2 protein-coding genes are annotated in these 1,071 nt (G+C 61.4%); both read left to right on the top strand.

Annotation, left to right across the window (positions count from 1 at the left end; translation table 11 throughout):
- Positions 1–339 (top strand): Ig-like domain-containing protein (locus CEY09_RS31765; protein WP_143219606.1); only part of this gene is annotated, 339 nt, incomplete at its 5' end.
- Positions 332–1,071 (top strand): Ig-like domain-containing protein (locus CEY09_RS31760; RefSeq protein ID WP_143219605.1); only part of this gene is annotated, 740 nt, incomplete at its 3' end. The genes CEY09_RS31765 and CEY09_RS31760, both read left to right, overlap by 8 nt.

Here is a 1,071-nt window from a genome sequence, read left to right as displayed (position 1 = left end):
ACCCTGACGGTCAATGGCCAGGACTACACCGGCAAGGTCGTGGACCTGGGTAACGGCTCCCTGGGTTACAGCATCAACGTCCCGGGCTCGGAACTCGCCAAGGACAGCAATGTCCACGCCTCCGTGACCGCTACGGACGATGCGGGTAATTCGAAGACTGCTGAAGCCGACAAGGGCTACAGCGTCGACACCGACATTGACGCCTCGATCACGATCGATACGATCGCGGGCGACGGCGTGGTGAACGCCGAAGAATCCGGCAAGGACGTTGCCGTCACCGGTAAGGTCGGTGGCGACGTCAAGGTCGGTGACACCGTCACCCTGACGGTCAATGATTGACGCCTCGATCACGATCGATACGATCGCGGGCGACGGCGTGGTGAACGCCGAAGAATCCGGCAAGGACATCGCCGTCACTGGTAAGGTCGGTGGCGACGTCAAGGTCGGCGACACCGTCACCCTGACGGTCAATGGTCAGGACTACACCGGTAAGGTCGTGGATCTGGGCAACGGTTCCCTGGGCTACAGCATCAACGTGCCTGGCGCCGAGTTGGCCAAGGACAGCAATGTCCACGCCTCCGTCACGGCGACCGATGACGCCGGCAACAGCAAGACCGCTGAAGCCGATAAGGGCTACAGCGTCGACACCGACATTGACGCCTCGATCACGATCGATACGATCGCGGGCGACGGCGTGGTGAACGCCGAAGAATCCGGCAAGGACATTGCCGTCACCGGTAAGGTCGGTGGCGACGTCAAGGTGGGCGACACCGTCACCCTGACGGTCAATGGTCAGGACTACACCGGCAAGGTTGTCGACCTGGGTAACGGTTCCCTGGGCTACAGCATCAACGTGCCTGGTGCCGAGTTGGCTAAGGACAGCAATGTCCACGCATCCGTGACCGCTACGGACGATGCGGGTAATTCGAAGACCGCCGAAGCCGACAAGGGTTACAGCGTCGACACCGAGATCGATGCTTCGATCACGATCGACACCATCGCCGGCGACGGCGTGGTGAACGCTGAAGAATCGGGCAAGGATATTGCCGTGACCGGTAAGGTCGGCGGCGA

The organism is Achromobacter marplatensis (assembly GCF_002209535.1).
Lineage (GTDB): Bacteria > Pseudomonadota > Gammaproteobacteria > Burkholderiales > Burkholderiaceae_B > Achromobacter > Achromobacter marplatensis.
The sequence above is the reverse complement of the archived record's forward strand: the minus strand, read 5'-3'. Positions and strand labels throughout refer to the sequence as shown.